This window comes from Pseudonocardia sp. D17 (assembly GCF_036984265.1).
GTDB lineage: Bacteria > Actinomycetota > Actinomycetes > Mycobacteriales > Pseudonocardiaceae > Pseudonocardia > Pseudonocardia benzenivorans.
Map to the genome: position 1 here is coordinate 61,195 of NZ_BPRG01000033.1, position 17,823 is coordinate 79,017.

The window sequence follows — 17,823 nt, forward strand, 5'->3', positions numbered from 1 at the left end:
GGCCGGATTCTCCCGGTTCGTACTGGTCCGCACCAGGGCATACGCGACCGTGATCCCGGTGGCGGTGGGCCGGGCCGGTTGCGATCGGTCGGACTCGTCCTGGGAGGGCAGGGCCTGCGCGTCACGAACCTGTTGGATGCGACGTCACCGCAGTCCGGGCACGGGTCACGCCCGCGTGGGTCGGCTGTCGTCGAGGACGAGTCGGGCGATCATCTCGCGCCGACTGGAGACACCGAGCTTGCGGAAGACGGCCTTGAGATGGTCCTGCACGGTGTGCGGCGAAAGGTGCAACGCGCTCGCGATGACCTTGGTCGACGCGCCCTTCAGGACCATGACCGCGACGTCCTGCTCGCGCGCCGTGAGCCCGCGCGCGGCCAGCGTCATCCTGCCGACGGCCGACCGGGGCGCCTCCTCGATGGTGACGACGACGGAGCGCGTCGGCGTCGGCCCTCCGTCGAGAGCGATGGCGCGCAGCGACGACCACCTTCCGGACCGCCCCAGCACTCGCGTCGTTGCCGGCTGCCCGCTCGTGCGCGCGCGTGCCACGACGGCCAGGACGTTCGACGGCAACGATTCCCCGTCCCAGCCCCCCAGATCCACGATCTGCTCGTCCGCCGCCGCCGTCATGTCGGACACCCGGTCGCGATCATCGACGATGATCACCGCCGCACCCGTCGCGGACCCGGTCGTCGGTGGGGACGCCGCGAAGAGCACACGCTGCAGGCTCAGCGCAAGGAGTTCGTGCACGTCCGACAGCTCGCGGGCCTCGCGGGCGGTGAAGGGCACGTCCCCGGCACCTCGGTAGAGCGCGAGCGCACCCCACGACACCCCGCGCGCGCGACACACGAGTCGCAGCTCGTCGCTGAAGCCGAAGTGTGGTTGCAGGAAATCCCGGAACCGTCGGCAACGCTCGGGCCGGCCATCCGTGTCGACCGAGAGCACACCGACCGGCGCTCGACGCCCGGCGATGTCGGCGAACTGGTTGACGTCGGGACCGCCGTACTCTGCCGCGGCGAACTCCTCGTCCCCGACGGCGAGGGGGTGGGACTTGAAGGCGCGAGCGATCAGGCCGCTGCTCGGATCCATCGTCGCCAGACAGGCGAATGCGAACGGGACGTGCGCGCCGACGGCGGCGAACACGGCCTCTGCGACACCGTCGACGTCGCGACAGCCGGGCAGGACCGCACCGAGCCTGTCGCCCAACGACCGGGGACGCACGCCGCGCATGCCGCCATCGTGGAGGACGACGTGCTCGCGAGGGAACACCCCCGGCACGAAGTCCCCACATACCTGGGATGGGAACCGACGCGTTCCGCCACGACCCTTCCCACATGCCCGACCACGCGGAGCCCGATCCCTCGACACCGGCGAGCACCTGGGTGCACACCCACGGCCCACGGTGCTGGTGGAGCCCGGACCAAGCCGGGTGGTTCTGCGCGGAGTCCGCCGACCGGGCCGCGACGGCCCGCGAGCCCGAGCCACCGCTGACCGACGTCCGCGACCTGCTCCTCGTCCACACCGCCCTGCTGCGGGAGTTCCGGCTCGCCGCCCGAGCCGTCGCGCGCGTGCCGGCGCCCGACCGGCGCGGGGCTCGGGCTGTCGGCCGACACCTGCAACTGCTGTGCGACCTGCTCCACCACCATCACCGAGGGGAGGACACCCTGCTCTGGCCCGTCCTGCGGGCCCGTACCCCAACCAGCACGTCGCGGGTCTTCGACGAGGTCGACTCCCAGCACGACGCCGTCGACCAGCTCGTGCAGCGCGTCCGGGACCTCGGACTCGCCTGGGCAGACACTCCCGGTACCGACCACGGTGCCGCGCTGACCACGACCCTCACCGATCTCCACACCCTGCTCGCGGTGCACTTCGACCTCGAGGAGCGTGCAGTGCTCCCACTGGCAGCGGCGAACCTCACCGCGGACGAATGGCACGCCGTCGGAGAAGCGGCCGTCGCCGAACTGCCCAAGGCCACGATGCCGCTGGTCTTCGGCATGTTCGCCTACGAGGGCGACGCCGCGGTCCTGCGTGCCATGCTCGCCTCGGCGCCACCCGTGCCCCGTGCCCTGCTCCCGGTGATCGCGCCGCGGATCTACGCGCGACGTGCTCGTCGAATCCACGGGACGGCGACCCCTTGACCCGGGCGTGGACGACGCAGCCGGCGTGCGGTGACCTGCCTCCTCGCCGACGATGAGCCGACCGAATCATCCCGCACGGATGTGGACAGCGGCCCGCATACGGAACAAACTGCGCCGGGTGAACAGAGCCCGACGGTCCCCCGGGGCCGGCGTGCGCGCCACGGGCAGGCAGCGATGCGCCGTCCGTCGGCGAGCTCGGCAGACGGCCTCGTCCGTCGTCGGTGTCGCGCTGCTGATCGCCGCTGCGTGCTCGCAGCCGTCGGCCGCCGGCACGAGCCCGTCCCCGACCGCCGGTCCCGGCTCGCAGGAACCGACGGCCGGACTGGTCGACATCGGCGGTGGCCGCACGATCTGGCTGGAGTGCCGTGGCACCGGCACGCCGACGGTCCTGCTGGTCTCCGGCGCGGTGGGTGCGCACGACGACTGGACCCACACGTTGAACGACGCCGACCCGGCGGCCGCACCGTCACAGAATGACGCTGCGGTGTTCTCCGAGGTCTCCCGCTTCACCCGGGTATGCGCCTACGACAGGCCCGGGACCACTCGACTCACCGGCGAGCTGTCCCCCTCCACCCCGGTGCCCCAGCCGACCACCGCGCAGGCCGCCGCGTCCGACCTGCGCGCGTTGATGTCCGCCGCCGGTGAGCGTGGACCGTACGTGCTCGTCGGGGCCTCCTGGGGAGGGATGCTCGTCAACCTGTTCGCCCGGGAGAACCACGCCGACGTGGCCGCCCTCGTCCTCGTCGACGGCGCATCGGACTTCCTCGAGGAGACGCTCACCCCCGGCCAGTGGGCTGCCTGGATGCAGGCGGTCGCCACCTCGCCCGTGCCGCCGGGTGGGGAGATACCCGACTACGACGGTGCCGTCGCCGAGATCCGCGCGGCGCCCGCGCTGCCCTCGGTGCCCGCGGTCGTGCTGACCGCCGACCAACCGTGGAACCTGTCGCTGGGCGATCAGCCGCCGACGTGGCCTGCCTGGACCGCGGCCCAGGACCGGCTCGCCGACCAGCTGCACGCCACCCATGTCACCGACACCGACAGCGGACATCCCATCAACCTGCAGAACCCCCGCGTCGTGGTCGACTCCGTCCGCAGCGTCGTCGACACCGCCCGCGGCACCCCCGGACCGGCAGCCACCACACGCTGATCGGACTGTGCCTGCGCAGCTGCCGCCACAGGTCCTCGCCGACCGGATCGGTGGCGGGCGACGGCCCGAACGACGACCTCGGGAGCCGACGCCACCAGCCCGTCCTCGATCGACCGACTGCTGGAGGCGCACCGCATGCAGCTCGAGGCGATGGCCGAGGGTGCGCGGATCGCCTCGGCGCGACTCTGGTCGTAGGAGCGGGGACGGCGGCTCGGGAGCTCTGCGGGGGCTCCTGACCGTGAGGTCGGGGGCGCGCCGAGCTACCAGGCAGGTCGGCGGGACCACAGCGCAGCCAGGCCCGTCGCCCGGGGCAGCAGCGTCGCGGCCGACGGACCGGCCTCCCAGGTCCGCCAATCGCCGAGGACGAGGTCGAGCGCACGCAGCTCCGCCGACACCCGATGCAGGTCCATCTCGAGGTCCGGCTCGGTCAACGGGCGGCCGTCGACGCTCCACCCGTGTCCCATCAGCGGCATGACGCGACGGGCCAGCTCCGCCGTCGGCAGCGGACCGGACGCGGCGAGGACCGCCACGGCGGTCGTCGCCAGGATTTCCCCGAACCCGCCCGGTTCGAACCACCTGCGGAGGCGCCGCACGACCTCGGTGTCGTCGCCCGCCGCGCGGGTCGGGCTCATCACCCCGCCTGCCAGCCGGGCCAGCCCGACATCGCGCAGCATGTCGTGCAGCACGGCCAGCGGCGGCAGGTGCTCCTCGATCGACGCCGGCCGGTCCAGCCGCCGCCAGTGCGGGCGACGCTCCTGGACCGCCCGCACGAACGACCGGGGCAGTCGCCCACCGGGCGTCAGCTTGACCCCACCGGCGAGCAGGTCCAGCACGATCCGCACGCTCTCCGGTACCTCGCCGACCGTCTGCCGGACGAGCAGGCTCGTCGCATCGCGCTCGAAGGTCGGCAAGTCCCCCGCCCACCGGCGAAGATGCTCGTGCTCCTCGTGCCCCGGATCGGCCAGCACCGCCAACAGGTGCGCGTAACCCGGCGCGCCGCCGCAGTCCTCGGGTGGGCAGCCACCCTCGCCGTCCACGCAGGCAGGGGCCTCGCCGCCCCTCCCGAGCGCCTCGACCTCGTGCTCCCAGCCGTCACCCAGGTCGTAGACGTACTCGAACCGCGACGGCAGCTCCCGCAGCCGTACCACGGCCTCGTCGCGGACCTGCAGCTCGTCGACCCAGTCCGGATCCGGCACGCCGTACCGGACTCCCTCGGCCTCGAACAGGTGCAGGTGGCTGTCCGTCCAGCCGATTGCCGCCTGGAGCAGATCGTGCAGCTCCGCCAGCGTCGCGTCGGCGGGGACGTCGATCACCCGGACGACCGCCGGTTCGACGTCCCGCATCCTGATCCGCAGCCGTGTGGTCCGCACGATCGGCACCGTACCGACGCGTCACCGGTCCCGGCCCGGGCGGGCCGACCACCCTGGTGACCCGAGGACCGGTGTCGACCGACGCCGCGTTGGTGCCGCCGGGCCCGACCCGGCGGCACCACCCGACGACGACCCGTCAGTCGTTGGCGATGGCCTTGTAGACCGCGGTCTCGAAGTCCATGTAGCCGCCGAACGAGACTGGATCACCGAACGGGAGGATCTGCGTCGCCCAGTAGCCGCCGATCCCGTTGGCACGGTCGATCCAGTAGAACAGGTTCGCCAGACCGGCCCAGCCGATCGCACCGGCGGGCCGGCCGGTCGGTGCCACCTCCTCGTTGACCTGGAACGTGTACGACCACGTCTTGCGCTGGCCCGGGAAGAACTCGGCGTCGTTGGACAGCCACTCGATCACCCCGGGCAGGACCTTCACCTGCAGGTTGTCGGGCAGGTGGTTCTGCACGCCGAGCTCGACGGTCTCCGGCCTGAGCACCTGCTCACCGGAGTCCGCGCGCCCGTCGTTGAGCCACATGCGGATGAACCTCAGGTAGTCCGACACGGTCCCGAACAGCCCGTGCCCGCCGAAGTGCACCTCGGGGTCGGGGGGCAGCGCGAAGTCGCTCGGGGTGAGCGAGCCGTCGGCCTCGCGCTGGTGGGTGCGGGCTGCCCGGGCGAGCTGCTGCTCGGACGCCTCGAACGTCATGTCGGTGATGCCGAGCGGGGCGAAGATTCGCTCCTGGCACACCTCTCCGAGCTGCTTGCCGGTGATGCCCTCGACCACCTGGCCGACCCAGTCGATGTTGCTGCCGTACTCCCACTTGTCGCCCGGGTCGAACAGCAGCGGCGTGCGCAGGGCGCGCTGCGAGGCGGTGGCCACGCTGGGCTGGTCGTGCTCGTCGGCGAGCCGCTTGTAGGTCTCGTTGAAGAAGTCGTAGCCGAAGCCTGCGGTGTGGGTCAGCAGGTGGTGGGTGGTGACGTCGCGGGCCGGCGGGCGCAGGATCGGCTTGCCCGAGTCGTCGAAACCCTCGATGACCTGGAGCTCCCCGATCGCCGGGGCGTACTGCTTGGCAGGGGCGTTCAGGTCGAGGTCGCCCGACTCCACGAGCTGCAGTGCAGCTGTGCCGGCCACGGCCTTGGTGGTGGACCACAGCGAGAAGATCGTGTCGGTGGTCATGGCGGTGTCGCCGGAGAGGTCCCGGACACCCGACGCGCCCAGGTACACCTCGCCGTCGCGGTCGGTGACACCGGCGACGACGCCGGGCACCCGTCCCTGGCCGGACGGCGGACCGTCCGAAACCTTCTGGACGACGGCGTCGGCGGCCGACCGGATTGCCTCACTCATGAGCCGTTCCTTCCTGATCGGACGGTCACGGCCCGGTCGGTGCCGGCAACGGACGATGCTGCCGGCGAAGGAACCAGAGGTACGTCGTACCGGCGCCGGCGAGTCGTGACCTTGATGAGCACAGCACCCCCGAATGCCTGCGACGACAGGTGTGCGCGACGCGCCCACCAGGGCCACGGTCCTCGCGAGGTGCGACCTGCGTGTCTCGCGATCATGCTACGACCGGCACATCGCGTGTGGGCTGCCCCACACGCTATTTCACCGAACGGAGCAGTCCGGCGGGAGAGGGGCACGACGGCGGGTCACAGCCACCGCGCGCCGGCCAGCGCCGCCTGCTCCCACCAGTCGAGCTCCGCCGCGTCGCCGACGGCCTTCTCCCAGCCGAACAGCGCCGCCGTGGCGACGAGGCTCAACCCGAGCTGCCGGTCCCACCACCCGGTCGTGTCGACACCGTGCCGTTCGAGCCGGTCGCGGTACCGGGCGATCGTGGCCTCCTTGCCCTCCGGAAGGCGGGCCCGGTTGAGGGCGAGGTACCACGTCAGGTCCCAGGTCGGCGGCGCCTCACCGGGGAAGGCCCAGTCGATCAGCACGGTCCGCCCGTCGGGACGACGGCCCACGTTGCCGAGTTTCCAGTCGCCCGCGACGAACGTCATGGGGGTCGTGCGCAGCGCCTGCGCCAGCGCGGCCGGGTCGCGGTGGACCGCCGTGACGAGATCGTGCAACCGCGGCGCCCGCTCGGGGAGCAGGGCCCAGCCCTGGTGGGCCACTGCGATCGGTCCCGGCACCTCCGGCGCGTCCAGCTCGGGGGCGATGGTCTCGGGGGCGAAGAACATCCAGCGTCGGGAGAGGTCCTGCAGCCCGAGCAGGTCGTGCCAGCCCATGAAGTGGGCATGGCCGGCGGCCATGTGGTCGATCCAGCCGGCGTGGTGCGCGGCCGGGACCAGGTCGTCACCGGGCGGCACCAGGTCGGCGGCGCGGTCGAGCATGAGGATCGACAGCCGGGCCACCGGGCCCGCATCCGACGGGACGTCCTCCAGCGCCATGCCCACGACGGTGTGGTCGATGACCCTGGGCATCTCCGCGTAGAGGCCGGCCCTCCAGGCCGTGAACTCCCAGTGCGAGTCGTTGCCGGCCACCCGCATGAGCCAGTCGTCGGTGGCGGAGACGACCTTGAGGAAGTGCGGGACACCGTCGACGCGCAGCCGCTCGAAGCACGCGCCCGACTTCGCGTCGGAGGGGCGGACCACGACCCGGTCGTCGGCGCCGGCAAGGAGCTCGTCGAGTGTCCCGGCGATGCGGGGGGCGATGTCAGTGGACATGGTCTGCCTCCGTCCCGGTGAGCAGGGTCGCAGACCAGCGGTCGGCGCAGAAGTGGCCAATGGCGGTGCGATTCGATTCGGGCGGGACCCGGCGCGTGCCCGACACCGGCGCGCTCTGGCGATGGACGCGCACCGGCGCGTTGGACGTCGACGTCGAGGGCCGGCTCCGCACGCAGCACGCGCGTCCGCGCTCCTGACCTCCTGTCGGATGCGCCGACCGGTCGGGCGTCGGCGCGGCGGCGATCGTCCACCCCGCCGGGCCCGACCGCACGCCGCGGACGGGCAGGCGCACACGCCCGGACGGATCGTCCGACCGCGCGTGTCGGTACGCGTTACGCGTTGGCCGCAGGTGTGGCCGGAGAGGTCGTCGAGACGGCGTCGTCGGCGGCCGGGCGGTACGGGCTGCGGAGGGCGAGCGCGGCGGCCAGGCTGACGAGCGCAGCGACCGCGACATATCCCGCCACAGCGGTGAGCCCCCCGGTCGAGCTCGCGAGCAGGGTGGCGACGATGGGCGCGCAGGCACCGCCCAGCACCCCGCCGATGCCGTACGCGACGGAGGCACCGCTGTACCGGACCTCGGCCGGGAAGGCTTCTGCGAGGTACGCGCCGTACGGGCCCGTCATCAGGGCGATGGTCAGCGCCGCGACGGTCGACCCGACGAAGAGACCGACCGTCGAGCCCGACTCCACCAGCGCGAAGTAGGGGAAGGCCCACAGGCCCATGGCCACGATCCCGGCGACGAGGACCGGCCTGCGGCCGTACCGCCCGGCCAGCACCGCCGCGAGCGGGAGCGCGACGGTCCAGAGCAGCGCCGCGACCATCGTGACCGTCAGCATCGTCGAGGCGCTGTGCAGCTTCGCCTGTGCGGCGTAGCCGAGCACGAACGCGAGCAGCAGGTTGCCCAGCACCGATGCCGCGATGGTCACCCCGGAGGCGGGGATCCAGATCCGCGGGGCCCGGAACACGTCCGCGATCGGGGCGCGCCGCACGGTGTGCGCCGAGCGCAGCCGCTCGAACTCGGGGCTCTCGTCGAGCTTCAGCCGGATCACCAGGCCGACCACGACGAGCACCGCGCTGGCGAGGAACGGGAGACGCCAGCCCCAGGACACGAACCCGCCGTCGCCGACGGCGAGGCGCACCACCAGGAACACCATGCTGGAGAGCACCACGCCGAGCGGCAGGCCGACCTGGGGCAGCGAGCTGAACAGGGTCCGCTGCGCGGGGGTCCTGGCGTGTTCCAGCGCGAGCAGGGTCGCGCCGCCCCACTCCCCGCCGACCGCGAGCCCCTGCGCGAGCCGCACCAGCACGAGCAGGATGGGCGCGGCGACGCCGATGGTCGCGTAGGTCGGGAGCAGTCCGACGAGCGCCGTCCCGATCCCCATCACGAGCAGGGACAGCACCAGCATCTTCTTGCGGCCGACCCGGTCACCGAAGTGGCCGATCAGCGCGCCGCCGATGGGGCGGGCGACGAAGCCGATGGCGAAGGTCGACAGCGCGGCCAGCGTGCTCGCCAGGCTCGACGTGCTCGGGAAGAACTGCGGGGCGAAGACGAGCGTCGCCGCCAGTGCGTAGATGAAGAAGTCGTACCACTCGATGGTGGTGCCGATCAGCCCGGCGATCGCGACCCGCCAGGGACGCCCGGTCCCCGTCGGGGAGGTGGTTTCAGACATCGTCGTCCTCTCGGGGGTGGGTGTCGGAATTCGGGTACGAGCCGGGGGCCGGGACAGCGACGACGACCCCGATCACGCCCGCCATCCCGGGTTCTCCGCGGTGAAGGCGACGGGCAGCGCGTAGTGCGTCATCAGCGATCCGCCGACCAGGCCGCTCTCGACGGGCTCCCCGTCGAGCCGCAGGTCCGGGAGCCGGTCGAGGAGCCTGCCCATCGCGATCCGCAGCTCCGCGCGAGCGAGGTGCTGTCCCTGGCACACGTGCACGCCGGTCCCGAAGGCCAGGTGCCGGTTGCGCGTGCGACCGCGGTCGAAGGTGTCGGGATCACCGAACTCGCGGGGGTCGCGGTTGGCGGCCGCCAGATCGAGCAGTACCCGCCCGCCTTGCGGCAGTTCGTACCCACCGACCTGCACGGGGCACCGGACGCTGCGGGCGAACAACTGCAGCGGCGTGGTCAGCCGCAGGCTCTCCTCGATCACCGCCGGAAGTGCGCTGCGGTCGGCGACCAGTTCGTCCCGCAGTCCGGGCACGGTGAGGACGTGCCGGATCAACCCACCCAGCGCCGACCCGGTGGAGTGGTGGCCGCCGAGGATGTAGGCCACCAGGAGCCCGGTCGCGCCCGCCTCGTCGATCTCCTTGCCCTCGACGACGCCGTTCGCCAGCTGGGTCAGCATGTCGTCGCCCGGGTGCCGGCGACGGTCTGCCAACCATCCCTGGGTGGTGTCGTGGAACTCGGCGTACCGAACGGGGAACTCGGGGGTCCCCATCGCGGCGTACAGCGCGGCGGCGATGGCACGGGCCCGCACGGCCTCCGACTGTTCGAGTCCGATCATCCGGCCGATCACGATGGCGGGCAGGGGTTCGGCGAGCTGGTCGACGAGGTCGGCCTTCCCCGATCCGGCGAAGCCGTCGATCAGCAGGTCCACGACCTCGGTGATCACCGGCTCGAACGCCCGCACCGCCCGCGGCGTGAGCGGGCCGTCGAGGACCCGGCGCCATTCGGCGTGCTCGGGCCCGTCGAACTCCAGAGCGGGGACCGGCGGGAGCAGCGAGTTGGACGGGATCTTCACGCCGTCGGCCGAGGAGAACGACGCCGCGTCGCGCAGCGCCGCCCGGACGTTCTCGTAGCGGGTCAGGTAGTCGAAGCCGCCGTGACGGTCGCTGTGCACCACCGGACAACGCTCACGCATCTCGGCGTGGGCCCGGCGGACCTCGGCGGCGGGCAGGGTGCCGTCGAGGTGGTCGAAGGCAGCGGGTGCGGTGGTCATGGCGACTCCTTCGTCTTCGCTGACGGGCCCGCCCAGCGTCGTCCGGGGGACGCGAGCGGTCTATCCGGTCGGTGCGGCGATGTCCGCAGGACGCGACCCGTCGAGGGCTGCACGTCGTTCACCGGCGCGCGGCGCATTCGGCGGCGAAGGCGAGCTGCCCGAGGTGGAACGCCCTCGAGAGCCGGTGGTGGTCGAGGTTGTGGCCGGCGCCGCCCTGGATCCGGGCGTGCACCCACGGGGCCGAGGTGAAGGCCACGGCGAACGCGGCCAGCCGCTCCTCGTCGACGATCCACAGCCCGTCGTGTTCGGCGAGCGTGTACTGGACGGGGACGACCACGTCGGCCGCCGGCCGCACGTACGTCGAGGGCCATCCGTCGACGATCTCCAGCATCTCCGCGAGCGGCAGCGGCGCGACACCCGCCCTGGCCGCGTCCACGGCCTCCTCGTCCACCGTGCCCGCCGGCCCGTAGAGCAGCGCCCGCCGCTGCGGAGCCGGGAGCTCCACCGGCCCCGCATCGGGCGGCACGCCGTGCCAGGCGTCGACCACGTGGGCCGGCGACCGGTCCCCGACACCGTGCAACGAGATCCCCAGCAGCGGCCACTCCGGCCTGCGGGCCGCCAGGTGGACCGCGATCGCCGAGCCGATCGAGTGCGAGACCACGACGACACCCGGCCGGGCGCCGCCGCGCTCGCTCCACAGCGCACCGATCGCCTCGTCCAGGACCTCCGCGGAGCGCGCGAACGTGAGCTCGCCCGCCGGCAGCGCGTCGCTCCCGCCGTACCCCGGCCGGTCGAGCGCGACCACCTCGAAACCCGCTGCCACGCCCACGTCGAGCAGCGAGTGTCCCGGGACGTCGAAATAGCCGGAGTGGTAACCGCCGCCGTGCAGGGCCACCACGAGCGGCGAGTCCTCGGCGCCCGGTCCGGTGCCCCGACCCGTGATCCGGCCCGCGGCGGTGCGCAGCTGCACCGTCGTACGTGCCGGCGTCGTGAATGCCGGCGTCGTGAATGCCATGGTCGTCATCCCCTCGTCGTGCCGGGCCGCCCGTCCCGCGCGACACGACGGGCGCCGTGCAGCGTGACGGACGGCGTGATGCCGTAGCGGGCGCGGTAGTCCTGCGCGAACCGGCCCAGGTGAACGAACCCGCAGGCCAGCGCGACGTCCGCGACCGTCGTCTCGCCCGGGGGACCGGTCAGCATCCGGTGGGCGCGCACGAGCCGCTGCTCGCGCTGGAAGCCGGTGAGCGAGGTCCCGAACCGCGACCGGAAGCCCTCCTGCAGCGTGCGCAGCGAGACCCCCGCCCTCGCGGCCAGGTCCTCCGGGCGCAGGGGCGGGATCGGGTCCGCCGCGACGATCTCCGCCACGACACCCGCGGCCCGGTGGCCGCGCGTCCCCCCGCCCCGGGTCAGCGCCGTGGCGTGGTCGTGCGACTGGGCCAGCAGCAGGGTGGTGACCAGCATGCGCTCCAGCTCGGCGCCGGCGCCCGGCGGCAGGACGCCGCTGTCGAAGCGGTCCACCGTCGATGCGGCCAGCCGGAGCACCGCGGGCCACGGCGAGTCTCCCGGCACACCCAGGTCGAACGTGAGCCCGCGCGCGGGCGCGGTCCCGATCCGGGAGTACGCCTGGTCGACGACGATCCGCGGGAGCTTGGCCGCGACCTGTGCGGTCCGGGGGGCGAACCGCAGGCGCAGCCGTTCCCCGGGGGAGATCACGCAGGCCCGACCGGCGGCGACCCGGTGCTCCCCGAGGTCGGTCGCGACGTCCATCCCACCGCCCAGCACCAGCAGAACGGTGTAGTAGTCCATCGGGACGCGGCCCGTGACCTCCGCCTCGCCCGCGTACACCGCGGAGAGCAGCGTCGACGCGCCGATCGCGACCGCGTACACGCGGGACCCGAACTCCTTCGGACGGGACGCTCGCAGTCGGTGGGCCGACATCACCCGGCCCGCCACCTCCTCGGCCTCGTCCAGGGCGGTGGTCTGCAGTCGGGCGTGCCTGCGCAGGGGCAGGTGCGGCGACATCGTCGTCATGGCGGTCCTCCGTCGACCCTCACGAAGATCGTCGAGCCGGGCGGGTCCCTGCTAGGTGCGGGCCTGCGGGACCAGGTCCTCGGCGAGCCGCCGGAGCCGGATTCGGTCGATCTTGCCGACCTGGCTGACCCGCGGCATCTCGGCCAGCACCTCGATGCGCTCGGGCCACTTGTACTTCGCGACCCCGAGCCTCTCGAAGTGGGCGCGGACGGCGTCGAGATCGATCTCCGCGCCCTTCCTCGTGACGACGAAGGCACAGGCGCGCTCGCCGAGCCGCGGGTCGGGCATCGCGACCAGTGCCGCCTCCGAGATCGCGGGGTGCGAGCCGAGCAACAGCTCGATCTCCTCGGTGTTGATCTTCTCACCGCCGCGGCTGATCATGTTCTTGATCCGGCCCTCGACGGTGTAGCAGCGCACGCCCGCGATGGTCCGCTCCGCCATCAGGTCCCCGGTGCGGTAGAACCCGTCGGCGGTGAAGGCCCGACGGTTGTGCTCGGCCGAGTCGTAGTACCCGAGCAGGGTGTACGGGCCGCGGGTGCAGAGCTCGCCCACCTCGCCGGGCACCACCTCGTCCTCGGTCCCGGGCTCGTACAGGCGGACCTCGTCGCCGCTCGAGATCGGGACACCGACGCTGTCGGCCCGCGCGTCGAGCGGGTGGTCGAGCGGCGTGGTGAGGCACAGGCCCTCGCTCATCCCGAAGATCTGGCCGGCCCAGACACCGCGTGCGTCCAGCGCGTCGACGTGGGTGCGGGGGACCTTCTTGCCGCTGAAGAGGACCCGCCGCAGGGCGCCGCCCGCCGTGAGCCCGTCGTCGAGGGCGACGTCGTAGGCGAACGGGCCGAGCAGCAGATCCGTGGCCCGGGTGCGGACCACGAGATCGACCGTGGTCCGCGCGTCGGGCACGCCGAGGACGAGCGTCGCGCCGACGCTGTGCGGGCCCTGCAGCCCGATGATCACGCCGGCGTTGTGCACGATCGGCATCATGAAGGCCATGCGGTCGCCCGGGCCCCAGCCCATCGCCCGGGCGAGGCTCGCGCCGTAGTGCCAGTAGGGAGCCTGCAGGCACGGGATCACCTTGGGCACGCCGGTCGTGCCGCCGGACAGCTGGAACGCCGCGAGGGACTGCATTCCCAGCCCCGCCTGCACCCCCTCGACGAACGCGCGGGCCTCGGCGGGATCGATGTCGTCCCCGAGGTGGTCCAGCTCGATCGCGCGCGGGTCGGACGCGGCGCCGTCGGACACCAGGACCGTCCGCTCCACGCCCGCCGCCTGCTCGAACGCGAAGGCGACCAGGTCGAAACGCGGGTCCGCGGCGGCGACCAGGTGCGCGACGGGTGCCGTCTGACGGGCGATCTCGGCGATCTCGTGGCCGCGGTGCAGCGGCAGCGTGCAGACCGGCACCAGTCCGGCCTTCAGCAGCGCGTACCAGGCGACCACCGTGTGGACGGTGTTGTGCACCTGCAGCAGCACGGCGCCGCCGGGTACGAGCCCCAGCCTGTTCAGCCCCGCGGCCCGCTGGTCGCTGGCCCGGTCCAGCTCGGCGAAGGTCAGGCTGTCGGCACCGCAGACCACGGCGTCGGTCGTCGGGTGCTCGAGCGCGATCGAGTGCAGGTGCTCCGCGATCGTCGGCCGCTGCCAGAAGCCCTCGCGGACGTAGCGGTCCTCGACCTCGGGCGGGTAGCGGACGATCCTGGCGTCGGAAGCGAGCGTCATCGCACGTCTCTCTCGTGAGGCGGTCAGCGTAGGTCGCGCTCGTAGCCGAGCACCACGTCGCGGTTCCGGCGGCGGAAGTCGCGGTAGGAGACCCGGCCGGTGCGCATCAGGTACTCCAGCGCGAACTTCGTCGGGTGGGTGATGGTGCGGCCGGGTAGGCCCTCGTACCAGTCGATGCTCCGCTTGGCCGCGGCCTGGAAGGCGTCTGCGACGGGTTTGCGGGCGCGCTCGAACTCCTTGAGGCCCACCTCGACGTCCCAGCCGGAGCCCGCCAGCGCCTGCGTGAGATACACCGCGTCGCGCATCGCGAACCGGGTGCCCGATCCGATCGACGGGTGCACCGTGTGCAGCGCGTCCCCGATGAGCACGAGGTTGTGGTGGGTCCAGTGGCCGCAGCTGAGGAACGTCGTCCGGAACCACGGCGAGTGGTTGCTCCGCAGCGGGGCGCCGTCGAGCGAGTCCGCGAACAGCTGCTCGCACAGCGCCCGCGACTCCTCCTCCGTCATGTCGCCGAAGCCGAGCCGGTCGAAGGTCTCCTGGCCGACCTCGACGGTGAAGTTGCTGAGGTCGGGTGAGAACTGCGAGGCGTGGCTCATGAGCAGGCCGTGGTCGCTGTTCCGCAGGATGATCGACGGCGGGTAGGCCCTGGGCGTGCCGTACCAGGCCAGCCAGTTCGAACCGAGCTCCTCGGTCGGCGCGAAGTGCTCGGCGAACCGTGTCCGGGTCCGACTGTTCACCCCGTCGGCGCCGACCACGAGGTCCCAGTCGCCGAGGTCCGCCTCGGTGACGGCCGCCTCGGACTCGTGCTCGACGGTCACGCCGGCCTCGCAGGCGATCCGCTCGAGCGCGGCGAGCAGGGCCCAGCGGGCGTTGAGGTAGCTGCGCCCGACGTGCACCGGGACGTCGGTCCCGTCGAGGCTGAGCACCATCTGCTCGTGGCTCATGCCTGCGGTCAGGGCATCGACGACGTCCGGCGCGGCGGGCCGCAGCGCCTCGGCGGCGCTCTCGCTGAAGGCCACGCCCCAGCCGTAGGTCACGCCGGGCGGGTTCTGCTCGCGGACGTGGACCGTCGCCGTGGGGACCGCCCGCTTCGCGAGGAGCGAGAAGAACAGACCGGCGGGCCCGCCGCCGACCACCAGGATCCTCACAGTCCGGTTCCCTTCCACAGCGCCACCTGCCGCGCGACGCGCTCGCCGAGCGACGCGGCGGTGCGCAGGTCGCTGTCCTTCATCCCTTCCAGGCCCTGGTCCGAGTTGGACTGGGCCATCGCGCCCGCGTAGGCGCCCAACCGGTTGAGCTCGGCGTCCGAGCCGGTGCTGCGGCCGTTGCCGTCTGGCAGACCCAGCCCGACCCAGACCATCCCGTGCTGCATCGCGAAGAGCCACAGCTGCGTCAGGGTGTTGAGCTTGTCCCCCGAGTGCCCGCTGGAGTTGGTGAACCCGGCGGCGAGCTTGCCCTTCCAACCCTGGTCGAGCCAGATCTTGGAGCTCGCCTCCATGAACGTCTTGAACACGGCGGAGCCGCTGCCCATGTAGGTGGGGGTGCCGAGGACGAGCGCGTCGCACCCGTCGAGCTGTCGGGGATCGGCGGCCACCTCCTCGGCGAAGTACAGGGCGACGTCGGTCCCGGGGACCGCGGCGGCGCCCTCCCCGACCGCCCGGGCCTGGGCGGCGGTGTGGCCGTAGCCGCTGTCGTAGACGACTCCGACGGAGCCCACGTGGGTCACCTCGTTCCGTGTGGTGGTGCGGTGCCGAAGCGCTCCGCGAGCCAGTGGTCGACGTGCACGGCGGCGGCGGCGTAACCGGTCGGCTCGCCGTCGGCCACGGGCTGGCCGAAGTGCTGTCCGCGTACGACGTGGTGGGTGAGGTCGGCGGCGCCGAGGGCGGCGACCATCCGGGCGCCGGCGGCCGGTCGGGCCGCCTGGTCGCCGCTGAACTCGACGTACAGCGTCGGCACGGTCACACCCGGGGCGCAGCGCACGAAGTCCGCGCGGGTGTGGTTCGCCGACCACGTCGAGAGCCAGGAGTCGGGGGTGGTGATCCTGCCGAACCCGACGAGCCCGTAGTTGATCAGGTCCGGCCGGCGCCCGAACAGCGATCCGTAGTGCCGGTCGTTGGGGTCGATCGTCGGGTCCACGTAGGCGGGATCGGCGTCGGTCCGGTAGGTGGTGATGATCCGCGGGGCCAGCGCCGCCCGCCGATCCTCCGGGTCGCGGCTGCGGCTGTGCCGGGCCCGCGCCTGCGTCGCCTCCTCCGCCGCGGCGACGGCCCGCGCGTCGATCCGGGCGATCCGCTCGGCCTGCGCGGCGCGGTACGTGGCGACGAAGTCCGCCGGGTAGCGGCTCGGTTCCGGGGGCGGCGCGAACCCGTTGCGGGCGGAGTACATGTCGAGCGCGGGATCCACCGACATCGGGTCCGCCTCGTCGACGACGGACGGGTCGATGCAGTGGCGCAGCACCTGGCCCTGCCCGGGGTGGGGAGCGAGGAAGATCGCGCCGTCCGGCACGGGCATCCGTGTGCCCGGTAGCGGGACCGGCCGGCCGGCGGGCGTGACGTCGATGCGCCGTTCGGGCTCCAGCGCGGCCTGCTCGATGTAGAAGGCGGCGAGCGGGCCGCCGCCCGAGTGCCCGAACACGAGCACCGAGGTGAAGCCGAGGTCGCGCAGCCGCGCGTGGCCGGCGGCGGCGTCGAGCAGGGCCTGCTCGTGCACCAGCGCGATGTCGTTGTTCGGCGATCGGGTGCCTTGGGTCCAGACCGACACGCCCGCCCGCAGGAACAGCGGGACCATCGGATGGTGGGTCAGCGACTGCCGCGGGTGCATGACGGTGACGACCGTCGTGGCGCCGGCGAGCGCGTGCAGGACCCCCTCGACCGTGGCGCCGTCCGCGGTGGTGAGCCGATGGACGGAGATCGTGACGCCGGGCGGCGGCGGCGCGGTGTCGACATCGCGCCCGGCGCCGAGACGGTCGACGGCGATCGGGCTCACGGCGCCTCGTCGATCGGTTCGACGACGAGCTCGACCTTGTCCCACCGCGCCACGCGACCACCCGCGACGGCGGCGACAGAGCTGTACCAGACCGCGTTCCGACACCCGGTCGCACCGCGTTCGATCCGGATCCCCCCGGCCGCCTCGACCTCGAGGTACGGCCCGCGGCGGTGGACGGTCGTGTCCGGTTCCTTGCTCGCGACCTCGGCCAGCGGCCGGAAGTCCGCGACGTCGAGCACGTAGAGGACCGTCATGCGAACGTCACCTGCTCGGCCTCGCCCATGTAGCGCTCGGCGATCAGCGTCGCCTTGCGCGCGAAGAACTTCTCCAGCGTCGGCTCGTCCTCGCCCGCCACGTCCATGAGGGCGTCCACGCTGACGTCGGCGTCGATGTCGTCCTCGATCGTGATCGCCCGCAACGGGCGGGTGATCTCCATGAGGTAGCCGTTGGGGTCGGTCACGTAGATCGACTCGACCGTCTCGTGCCGGACCTGCAGCTCGCACGGCCAGTCGCTCGCGTCGAGCCGGCGCCGGTACTCCAGCAGGTGCTCCTCGGAGTCCACGTGGATCGCCAGGTGCCGGGCGCGGTGGATCAGCTCCGGGATCGCCGCGTCCCGGTAGGGCGCGACGCCGAAGTAGTAGAAGAACGCGAGCCGGTCACCGTTGCCGATGTCGAAGAAGAAGTGGATGAAGTCCGGGTGGTCGCCCGGGCCCCACCCCAGCGCGCAGGTCGCGTGCACGACGGGGAACCCCAGCACGTCCCGGTAGAAGGTGATCGTGGCGCGCGGGTCGAAGGTGGGGAACGCGGCGTGGTCGACCCCGCGGACCACGTGCGCCTGTTCCGAGATG

16 protein-coding genes are annotated in these 17,823 nt (G+C 72.7%); 2 read left to right on the forward strand and 14 right to left on the reverse strand.

The window, feature by feature from the left end:
- Positions 1-165 precede the first annotated feature (165 nt).
- Complete coding sequence (locus tag PSD17_RS04830; RefSeq protein WP_339121797.1) at positions 166-1,365, reverse strand: helix-turn-helix transcriptional regulator; 1,200 nt, start codon at positions 1,363-1,365, stop codon at positions 166-168.
- Between PSD17_RS04830 and PSD17_RS04835 the strand changes: the two genes are divergently transcribed.
- The gene (locus PSD17_RS04835; RefSeq protein WP_339121799.1) at positions 1,332-2,135 is read left to right on the forward strand and encodes a hemerythrin domain-containing protein; all 804 of its coding nucleotides are present in this window, start codon (positions 1,332-1,334) and stop codon (positions 2,133-2,135) included. The genes PSD17_RS04830 and PSD17_RS04835 overlap by 34 nt on opposite strands.
- Positions 2,136-2,253: 118 nt before the next feature.
- Positions 2,254-3,282, forward strand: coding sequence for an alpha/beta fold hydrolase (locus tag PSD17_RS04840; RefSeq protein ID WP_339121800.1), 1,029 nt, complete (start codon positions 2,254-2,256; stop codon positions 3,280-3,282).
- A gap of 260 nt (positions 3,283-3,542) precedes the next feature.
- Here PSD17_RS04840 and PSD17_RS04845 read toward each other — a convergent pair whose 3' ends face one another.
- The 13 genes from PSD17_RS04845 to PSD17_RS04905 form a co-directional block, all read right to left on the reverse strand.
- Positions 3,543-4,652, reverse strand: a complete 1,110-nt coding sequence (locus PSD17_RS04845) for a plasmid pRiA4b ORF-3 family protein (protein ID WP_339121802.1) — start codon at positions 4,650-4,652, stop codon at positions 3,543-3,545.
- A gap of 136 nt (positions 4,653-4,788) precedes the next feature.
- Positions 4,789-5,991: a serine hydrolase domain-containing protein gene (locus PSD17_RS04850; protein ID WP_013678414.1), complete on the reverse strand. Its 1,203-nt coding sequence runs from the start codon at positions 5,989-5,991 to the stop codon at positions 4,789-4,791.
- Between the two features lie 302 nt (positions 5,992-6,293).
- On the reverse strand, positions 6,294-7,310 hold the full coding sequence (locus PSD17_RS04855) for a hypothetical protein (protein WP_339121803.1): 1,017 nt from the start codon (positions 7,308-7,310) through the stop codon (positions 6,294-6,296).
- 332 nt (positions 7,311-7,642) lie between these two features.
- Complete coding sequence (locus PSD17_RS04860; RefSeq protein WP_339121804.1) at positions 7,643-8,980, reverse strand: MFS transporter; 1,338 nt, start codon at positions 8,978-8,980, stop codon at positions 7,643-7,645.
- Positions 8,981-9,052: 72 nt separating this feature from the next.
- Positions 9,053-10,246 (reverse strand): cytochrome P450, encoded by a 1,194-nt coding sequence (locus PSD17_RS04865; protein ID WP_339121806.1) that lies wholly within the window; start codon positions 10,244-10,246, stop codon positions 9,053-9,055.
- Positions 10,247-10,364: 118 nt separating this feature from the next.
- Positions 10,365-11,261 (reverse strand): alpha/beta hydrolase, encoded by an 897-nt coding sequence (locus PSD17_RS04870; RefSeq protein WP_339121808.1) that lies wholly within the window; start codon positions 11,259-11,261, stop codon positions 10,365-10,367.
- Positions 11,262-11,266: 5 nt separating this feature from the next.
- A complete protein-coding gene (locus PSD17_RS04875) occupies positions 11,267-12,277 on the reverse strand; it encodes an AraC family transcriptional regulator (RefSeq protein WP_339121810.1) in 1,011 nt (336 codons plus the stop codon).
- A gap of 51 nt (positions 12,278-12,328) precedes the next feature.
- Entirely contained in the window at positions 12,329-13,990 is a 1,662-nt protein-coding gene (locus PSD17_RS04880) for a (2,3-dihydroxybenzoyl)adenylate synthase (protein ID WP_339121812.1), read from the reverse strand.
- Between the two features lie 23 nt (positions 13,991-14,013).
- The gene (locus PSD17_RS04885; RefSeq protein WP_339121814.1) at positions 14,014-15,138 is read right to left on the reverse strand and encodes an FAD-dependent monooxygenase; all 1,125 of its coding nucleotides are present in this window, start codon (positions 15,136-15,138) and stop codon (positions 14,014-14,016) included.
- Positions 15,135-15,707: a flavodoxin family protein gene (locus PSD17_RS04890; RefSeq protein WP_339121815.1), complete on the reverse strand. Its 573-nt coding sequence runs from the start codon at positions 15,705-15,707 to the stop codon at positions 15,135-15,137. Before PSD17_RS04890 ends, PSD17_RS04885 begins: the two co-directional genes overlap by 4 nt.
- 5 nt (positions 15,708-15,712) lie before the next feature.
- Complete coding sequence (locus PSD17_RS04895; protein WP_103381172.1) at positions 15,713-16,975, reverse strand: alpha/beta hydrolase; 1,263 nt, start codon at positions 16,973-16,975, stop codon at positions 15,713-15,715.
- Complete coding sequence (locus PSD17_RS04900) at positions 16,972-17,229, reverse strand: hypothetical protein (RefSeq protein ID WP_013678425.1); 258 nt, start codon at positions 17,227-17,229, stop codon at positions 16,972-16,974. Before PSD17_RS04900 ends, PSD17_RS04895 begins: the two co-directional genes overlap by 4 nt.
- Positions 17,226-17,822, reverse strand: a complete 597-nt coding sequence (locus PSD17_RS04905; RefSeq protein ID WP_041762998.1) for a VOC family protein — start codon at positions 17,820-17,822, stop codon at positions 17,226-17,228. Before PSD17_RS04905 ends, PSD17_RS04900 begins: the two co-directional genes overlap by 4 nt.
- Position 17,823: the final 1 nt, after the last annotated feature.

Excerpts from the sequence above, each read along its gene's own strand:
- PSD17_RS04855 (WP_339121803.1), bottom strand. The coding sequence starts at position 7,310 with ATGTCCACTGACATCGCCCCCCGCATCGCCGGGACACTCGACGAGCTC.
- PSD17_RS04850 (WP_013678414.1), bottom strand. The coding sequence starts at position 5,991 with ATGAGTGAGGCAATCCGGTCGGCCGCCGACGCCGTCGTCCAGAAGGTT.
- PSD17_RS04900 (WP_013678425.1), bottom strand. The coding sequence starts at position 17,229 with ATGACGGTCCTCTACGTGCTCGACGTCGCGGACTTCCGGCCGCTGGCC.
- PSD17_RS04865 (WP_339121806.1), bottom strand. The coding sequence starts at position 10,246 with ATGACCACCGCACCCGCTGCCTTCGACCACCTCGACGGCACCCTGCCC.
- PSD17_RS04860 (WP_339121804.1), bottom strand. The coding sequence starts at position 8,980 with ATGTCTGAAACCACCTCCCCGACGGGGACCGGGCGTCCCTGGCGGGTC.
- PSD17_RS04870 (WP_339121808.1), bottom strand. The coding sequence starts at position 11,261 with ATGGCATTCACGACGCCGGCATTCACGACGCCGGCACGTACGACGGTG.
- PSD17_RS04835 (WP_339121799.1), top strand. The coding sequence starts at position 1,332 with ATGCCCGACCACGCGGAGCCCGATCCCTCGACACCGGCGAGCACCTGG.
- PSD17_RS04875 (WP_339121810.1), bottom strand. The coding sequence starts at position 12,277 with ATGACGACGATGTCGCCGCACCTGCCCCTGCGCAGGCACGCCCGACTG.
- PSD17_RS04880 (WP_339121812.1), bottom strand. The coding sequence starts at position 13,990 with ATGACGCTCGCTTCCGACGCCAGGATCGTCCGCTACCCGCCCGAGGTC.